General features: G+C 70.5%; 5 protein-coding genes. 2 read left to right on the top strand and 3 right to left on the bottom strand.

The features are described from left to right. Positions 1-19 precede the first annotated feature (19 nt). On the bottom strand, positions 20-2,203 hold the full coding sequence (locus ABD151_RS20730) for an arylsulfatase (protein WP_343996764.1): 2,184 nt from the start codon (positions 2,201-2,203) through the stop codon (positions 20-22). 109 nt (positions 2,204-2,312) lie between these two features. Between ABD151_RS20730 and ABD151_RS20725 the strand changes: the two genes are divergently transcribed. After that, positions 2,313-2,960 carry a TetR family transcriptional regulator gene (locus ABD151_RS20725; RefSeq protein ID WP_343996763.1) on the top strand — a complete coding sequence of 216 codons (648 nt, stop codon included), beginning with the start codon at positions 2,313-2,315 and terminating at the stop codon, positions 2,958-2,960. Positions 2,961-2,970: 10 nt separating this feature from the next. Here ABD151_RS20725 and ABD151_RS20720 read toward each other — a convergent pair whose 3' ends face one another. Beyond that, on the bottom strand, positions 2,971-3,615 hold the full coding sequence (locus ABD151_RS20720) for an MOSC domain-containing protein (RefSeq protein ID WP_343996762.1): 645 nt from the start codon (positions 3,613-3,615) through the stop codon (positions 2,971-2,973). Further along, complete coding sequence (lepA, locus tag ABD151_RS20715) at positions 3,612-5,522, bottom strand: translation elongation factor 4 (protein ID WP_415630028.1); 1,911 nt, start codon at positions 5,520-5,522, stop codon at positions 3,612-3,614. The genes ABD151_RS20720 and lepA overlap by 4 nt, the downstream gene beginning before the upstream one ends. A 167-nt stretch (positions 5,523-5,689) precedes the next feature. Here lepA and ABD151_RS20710 point away from each other — a divergent pair, with 167 nt between their 5' ends. Further along, positions 5,690-6,172 carry a DUF4189 domain-containing protein gene (locus ABD151_RS20710; protein ID WP_343996760.1) on the top strand — a complete coding sequence of 161 codons (483 nt, stop codon included), beginning with the start codon at positions 5,690-5,692 and terminating at the stop codon, positions 6,170-6,172. The last annotated feature ends 17 nt before the right edge of the window (positions 6,173-6,189 follow it).

Below are 6,189 nucleotides of genomic sequence, written 5' to 3'. Positions count from 1 at the left end.
CTGTCGCGTTGCGGCACTCTCAGCCGTCGAGCTCCAGGTCGACCCGCAGGATGCGGCCGCCCTCGAATGCGAAGCTCACCGGGTGGTCCCCGACCGGCGAGCCGGTCGTGCACCCGATGTCGAACGTCTCGTCGATCGAGAAGATGGCCGGCGGGGTGGCGCGCAGCCGCCCGCGCCCGGCCTCGGCCCCGTCCACGACCAGGGTCAGCTCCGCCGGCCGGGCGAAGCCCGGTCCCTGGTAGTCGAAGACCACCTCGACCAGGTGCTCGCCGGCCGCCAGCGGCTCGCCGCGCAGCTCGACCCGGTCCACCTCGAAGGTGCGGTAGGTGACCACCGGATGACGCTCCTCGTCCACCCACAGCGACCAGCCGGCCGCGCGCCCGCCGATGGTCGCCACCACGCCGCGCACCGCGCCGCTCACCTCCAGCCGTGCGGCCACATGCCACGAGCGCCCCAGCAGGCGCGGCGCCTGGCCCTCGGGCAGGCCGACCATGCCGGGGTAGAACGTGAAGCTGGTGCGCCCCTCGACCAGCCGCGGCATCTTGGTCCGCGCGACCCGGGCGTCCTGCAACGGCAGGATGCCAAGCCGGGTGGCCTCGGCGTCGAAGAGCTCGCGCAGCTCGGTCAGCAGCTCCGGGTGCTCGGCAGCGACGTCGGCGGACTGACTGAAGTCGGCGTCCAGGTCGTAGAGCTCCCAGACGTCGTCGGCGAAGTCGCGCGGCGTGCCGGGCATCCCGACCGTCCACGGCACGCCGCCGTGGTGGGCGGCGGCCAGCCAGCCGTCGCGGTAGATGGCACGGTGTCCGTTCACCTCGAACAGCTGCTGACGGTGGTATTCGGGAGCATCCGCGGCGGCGAAGGTCGCCGTCATGCTGCTGCCGTCGAAGGGCAGCTGCGGCACACCGTCGACGGTCTCCGGCGCGGTGACTCCGGCGATCTCGAGGAAGGTCGGCGCGAGGTCGTTGACGTGGCCGAACTGCCGGCGCCACTCGCCCGCTCCGCTGATCCGGTCGGGCCAGCTGAGCACCATCGGGTTGCGGGTGCCACCGAGGTGGGAGGCGACCTGCTTCATCCACTGGAAGGGCGCGGTCATCGCCCAGGCCCAGCCGGCCGGGTACTGGGCGTAGGAGTCCGCGGTGCCGATCCGATCGAGTGCGGCCATCCGCAGCGCGGTCGGCTCCGGGAGCCCCTGCAGGGTGCCCATGTAGCTGAGCGCGCCCGCCGGGCCGCCCTCGGCACTGCTGCCGTTGTCGCCGACGACGTAGCAGAACAGGGTGTTCTCGAACTGGCCGCTGGCCTCGAGCTCGTCGACCAGCCGGCCGAGCTGGGTGTCGGTGTGCTCCAGGAAGCCGGCGTAGACCTCCATCATCCGCACCGCGACCGTGCGCTCGTCGTCGCTGAGGTCGGCCCAGGCCGGGATCTCCTCGGGCCGGGGCGTCAGCGCGGCGTCCGGCGGCGTCACCTCGCCGTCACGCTGGCGCTGCGCGGTCTCCTCCCGGACGGCGTCCCAGCCCTGGTCGAAGGCGCCGGCGTAGCGCTCGCGCCAGCCCGGCGGGACGTGCAGCGGCGCGTGCGTCGCCCCGGTCGCCAGGTAGAGGAAGAACGGCCGCTCCGGGGTGGTCGAGCGCTGCATCCGCACCCAGTCCACGCTCCGGTCCACGAGGTCCTCGGTGAGGTGGTAGTCGTCGCGCTCGGGGCGATGCACCGGCCGGGTGCCCTCGTACAGGGTCGGCTCGAACTGGTGGGTCTCGCCGCCGAGGAAGCCGTAGAAGTGGTCGAAGCCCTGACCGGTGGGCCACCGGGTGAACGGTCCCACCTGCGAGCTCTCCCAGGTCGGCGCCAGGTGCCACTTGCCGATGCAGGCGGTGCTGTACCCGGCGTCACGCAGGTGCCGGGCGACGGTGGCCGTCTCGGCGCGGAGCACTCCCTTGTAGGCGGGGTGGTCGAACGCCGAGTTGAGCACCGTGCCGACGCCGGTGGCGTGGGCGTCACGGCCGGTCAGCAGCGCCGCGCGGGTCGGCGAGCAGATCGCCGTGGTGTGGAAGCGGTTGTAGCGCAGCCCGCGGGCGGCGAGCCGATCCAGGGTCGGCGTGTGCACCGGTCCACCGAAGGTGGAGGCGGCGCCGAAGCCGACGTCGTCGAGCAGGACGACGACGATGTTGGGACGCTGAGCAGCGTCCGTCGTGGAGTCGGGTGATCCCATGCCATGGCCTTCCAGGAATTTAAGACAGGCGTACTAAGTACAGGATCAAATTAAGACGTTCGTCTCACCCGCCGTCAACGGGGTCTCCCGATCGCGATAGCCTGCCGCCGTGACCGTCACCCCGAACGCCGCCACCCGCGGACCGCGCACCGCCGCCCGGACGCTGATGATCGAGGTCGCCGAGCAGCTGATCGCCGAGCGCGGCGTGGAGGGCGTCTCCCTGCGCAACGTCGGCCAGGCGGCCGGACAGCGCAACAACTCGGCCGCGCAGTACCACTTCGGCACCCGGGACGGGCTCGTCGCAGCGGTGATCGCGCACCGCTCCGACGACGTCGAGCAGCGTCGCAAGGAGCTGCTCGACGCCCTCGGCGAGCGGCCGGAGCAGGCCCCGCTGGGCGACCTGGTCCGCTGCTTCGTCCTCCCCCTGGCCGAGATGGTCGATCGCGGCGACGCCGCGCATCCCACCTGGTACCTGCGCTTCCTGACCCAGGTGGTCACCCTGCACGGCGGTCACCGCGCCGAGGAGATCGCACCCCGCCCCGAGCACATGAAGGTGCTCGAGGGTGCCCTGCGCTCCCGGCTGAGCCACCTGGACCTGGCCACCTTCGCCCGGCGGATGCGCTGGCTGGCGCAGGTCAGCGTGCGCGCCCTCGCCGACCAGGAGTACGAGCGCGAGCACGACCGGCAGTCGGGCCCGATCGACCCGATCGTCGACGACCTGGTGCAGATGTTGGTCGCCCTGCTCGACGCCGAGTAGGGCGGTCGGCTCAGGCGAGGATGTCGGCGCGCACGAACTCCGGAAGCGCGTGGCCGATCGCCAGCAGCTCGTGCCGTCGTTCGCGCTCGGTGGTGACGATCCGGAACATCTGCGAGACCGAGACGTCGTGCTCAGGACGATCCACCACCACGATCTCGTCGCCGGCCTGCACCACCCCCTCCTCCAGGACCCGCAGGTACGGACCCGGGCGGGCATCGGCGGTGAACCGCTTGAGCCAGCCGGCGGTCTCGAAGCCCAGCTCGCCGAGCCGGGCCTGGAACTTGAAGCAGGGCGTGCGCACCCAGCAGACCTGGACCAGTGCGGTGCCGATCCGCCACCTCTCCCCCACCAGCGCGGCGTTGACGTCGATGCCGGCGGTGGTCAGGTTCTCGCCGAAGTCTCCCGGCGCGAGCTCGCCACCGAGCTCGCCGGCCCAGCGCCGCAGATCCTCGACGGCGAAGGCGTAGAGCGCGCGGTCCGGCCCACCGTGGTGCCGCAGATCGGCCTGCTCGTCGCCGACCAGCCCGAGACGGGTCACCTGGACCGCGCCCGAGGCCGGCGACTTGGTGATCGCGCTGCGGGTGCCCCGCCCGCGTCCGCCCCAGGGCACCTTGCGGACCGCCCCGGTGTTGACCGCCGCGAGGTGCGCCGTCACTTCTTGGCGGTCGCCTTCTCGGTGCCGCCACCGCCGGTGGACAGCGCGGCCACGAACGCCTCCTGGGGGACCTCGACGCGGCCGACCATCTTCATCCGCTTCTTGCCCTCCTTCTGCTTCTCCAGCAGCTTGCGCTTGCGGCTGATGTCGCCGCCGTAGCACTTGGCGAGCACGTCCTTGCGGATCGCGCGGATGTTCTCGCGCGCGATGACCCGCGCGCCGATCGCGGCCTGGATCGGCACCTCGAACTGCTGGCGCGGGATCAGGTCCTTGAGCTTGGAGGCCATCGCCACGCCGTAGCCGTAGGCGGCCTCACGGTGCACGATCGCCGAGAACGCGTCGACCGGCTCGCCCTGGAGCAGGATGTCGACCTTGACCAGGTCGGCGGCCTGGTCGCCCGAGCGCTCGTAGTTCAGCGAGGCGTAGCCCTTGGTCTTGGACTTGAGCTGGTCGAAGAAGTCGAAGGCGATCTCGCCCATCGGCAGGGTGTAGCGCATCTCGACCCGGTCCTCGGAGAGGTAGTCCATGCCGAGCAGGTTGCCGCGCTTGTTCTGGCACAGCTCCATGATCGTGCCGATGTAGTCCGACGGCGCCAGGATCGTCGCGTTCACGACCGGCTCGCGGACCTCGTGGATCTTGCCCTCGGGGTACTCGCTCGGGTTGGTGACGGTGTGCTGCGTGCCGTCCTCCATGACCACCTCGTAGACCACGTTGGGCGCGGTCGAGATCAGGTCGAGATTGAACTCCCGCTCCAGTCGCTCGCGGCTGATCTCCATGTGCAGCAGGCCGAGGAATCCGCACCGGAAGCCGAAGCCGAGCGCACCGGAGGTCTCCGGCTCGAAGGTGAGCGCGGCGTCGTTGAGCTGGAGCTTCTCCAGCGCGTCGCGCAGGACCGGGTAGTCGTCGCCGTCGATCGGGTAGAGACCGGCGTAGACCATCGGGTTCGGGTGCTGGTAGCCGCCCAGCGACTCGGTGGCCGGGCGCGAGCTCACCGTGACGGTGTCGCCCACCCGCGACTGGCGCACGTCCTTCACGCCGGTGATCAGGTAGCCGGTCTCGCCGACGCCGATCTTGCCGGCCTTCATCGGCTCGGGGCTGATCACGCCGACCTCGAGCATCTCGTGCAGCGCACCGGTCGACATCATCTTGATCTTGTCGCGGTGCGAGAGCTCGCCGTCGACCACCCGGACGTAGGTGACCACGCCGCGGTAGGTGTCGTAGACCGAGTCGAAGATCAGTGCACGGGCCGGTGCGTCCGCGACGCCGACCGGTGCCGGGATCTGCTTGACGATCTCGTCGAGCAGCCGCTCCACGCCGAGGCCGGTCTTGGCGGAGGTGAGCAGCACGTCCTCCGGCTCGCACCCGACCAGGTTGGCCAGCTCGAGTGCGTACTTCTCGATGTTCGCGCTCGGCAGGTCGATCTTGTTGAGCACCGGGATGATGTGCAGGTCCTGGCCCAGCGCCAGGTAGAGGTTGGCCAGCGTCTGCGCCTCGATCCCCTGCGCGGCGTCGACCAGGAGGATCGCGGCCTCACACGCCTGCAGCGAGCGCGAGACCTCGTAGGTGAAGTCGACGTGACCGGGGGTGTCGATCATGTTGAGCACGTAGGTGCCCGGCTCGGCGCCCGCCTCGTTGCCCTCGGTGACCGTCCACGGCATCCGCACGGCCTGGCTCTTGATGGTGATGCCGCGCTCGCGCTCGATGTCCATCCGGTCGAGGTACTGCGCCTTGGCCTCCCGCTCGCCGACGACACCGGTGAGCTGCAGCATCCGGTCGGCAAGGGTCGACTTGCCGTGGTCGATGTGCGCGATGATGCAGAAGTTGCGGATGATCGCGGGATCGGTGTGCCCGGGCTGGGGTGCGTTGTTCACGGGTGCACTTTCGGTGGATCGAGTACGGCTCTCCATCCTCCCATGCGAGCAGGCCAAACCAGCAGTCGCTGTCCGCCGACGACAGGTACCGAACGTTGGGGAGGCACGGCGAAATCCCCGCGCCTAGGTTTGGTCTGCAGCCTCCCGGGTAGGGCTGCAGTGGCCGGCGGAACCGTCGGCTCCATCTCGGAGGGAGTCATTCCATGAGCAACCACAAGTCCGGCGTGCTGAACGGCCTGGGGGCACTGGGCGTGGCGCTGCTGCTCACGCTCGGCGTCTTCTCGGCCTTCTCCCCGGCCTCCGCCGCGCCGGCCGCAGGCGCCACCAGCAGCACCGCTGACGACGTCGCCGGCAAGGTCGCGGCCCGACGGGTCAACTTCGGCGCGATCGCCCTGAACGTGAACGACGGCTGGAGCGGCTGGGCCTACGACAAGGCCACCAAGGCCCGGGCCAAGAAGGCCGCGGTCAAGCACTGCAAGAGCCGCTCCGACACGGCCGGCTGCCGCACCGTGCTGTGGGTGCGCAACGGCTGCGGCGCCGTCGCCGTGCGGGTCAAGGGCGGCCAGATCGTCAAGTACCGGGGCGCGATCGCCTTCACCAAGAAGGCCGCCGTCCGCAAGGCCAAGGCCAAGGTCGGCAAGGGTGCCAAGCTGCACACCTACGTGTGCACCACCCGGTACCGGTGACCGGCTGAGCCAGCAAC

Origin of the sequence: Nocardioides dubius, assembly GCF_039528155.1 — a bacterium.
In the GTDB taxonomy this organism is placed as follows: Bacteria; Actinomycetota; Actinomycetes; order Propionibacteriales; family Nocardioidaceae; genus Nocardioides; species Nocardioides dubius.
This window is presented reverse-complemented; position numbering and strand designations above follow the sequence as displayed.

Bases quoted from the DNA above. Each gene is read 5' to 3' on its own strand.
- ABD151_RS20730 (WP_343996764.1), bottom strand. From the start codon at position 2,203: ATGGGATCACCCGACTCCACGACGGACGCTGCTCAGCGTCCCAACATC.
- lepA (WP_415630028.1), bottom strand. From the start codon at position 5,522: ATGGAGAGCCGTACTCGATCCACCGAAAGTGCACCCGTGAACAACGCA.
- ABD151_RS20710 (WP_343996760.1), top strand. From the start codon at position 5,690: ATGAGCAACCACAAGTCCGGCGTGCTGAACGGCCTGGGGGCACTGGGC.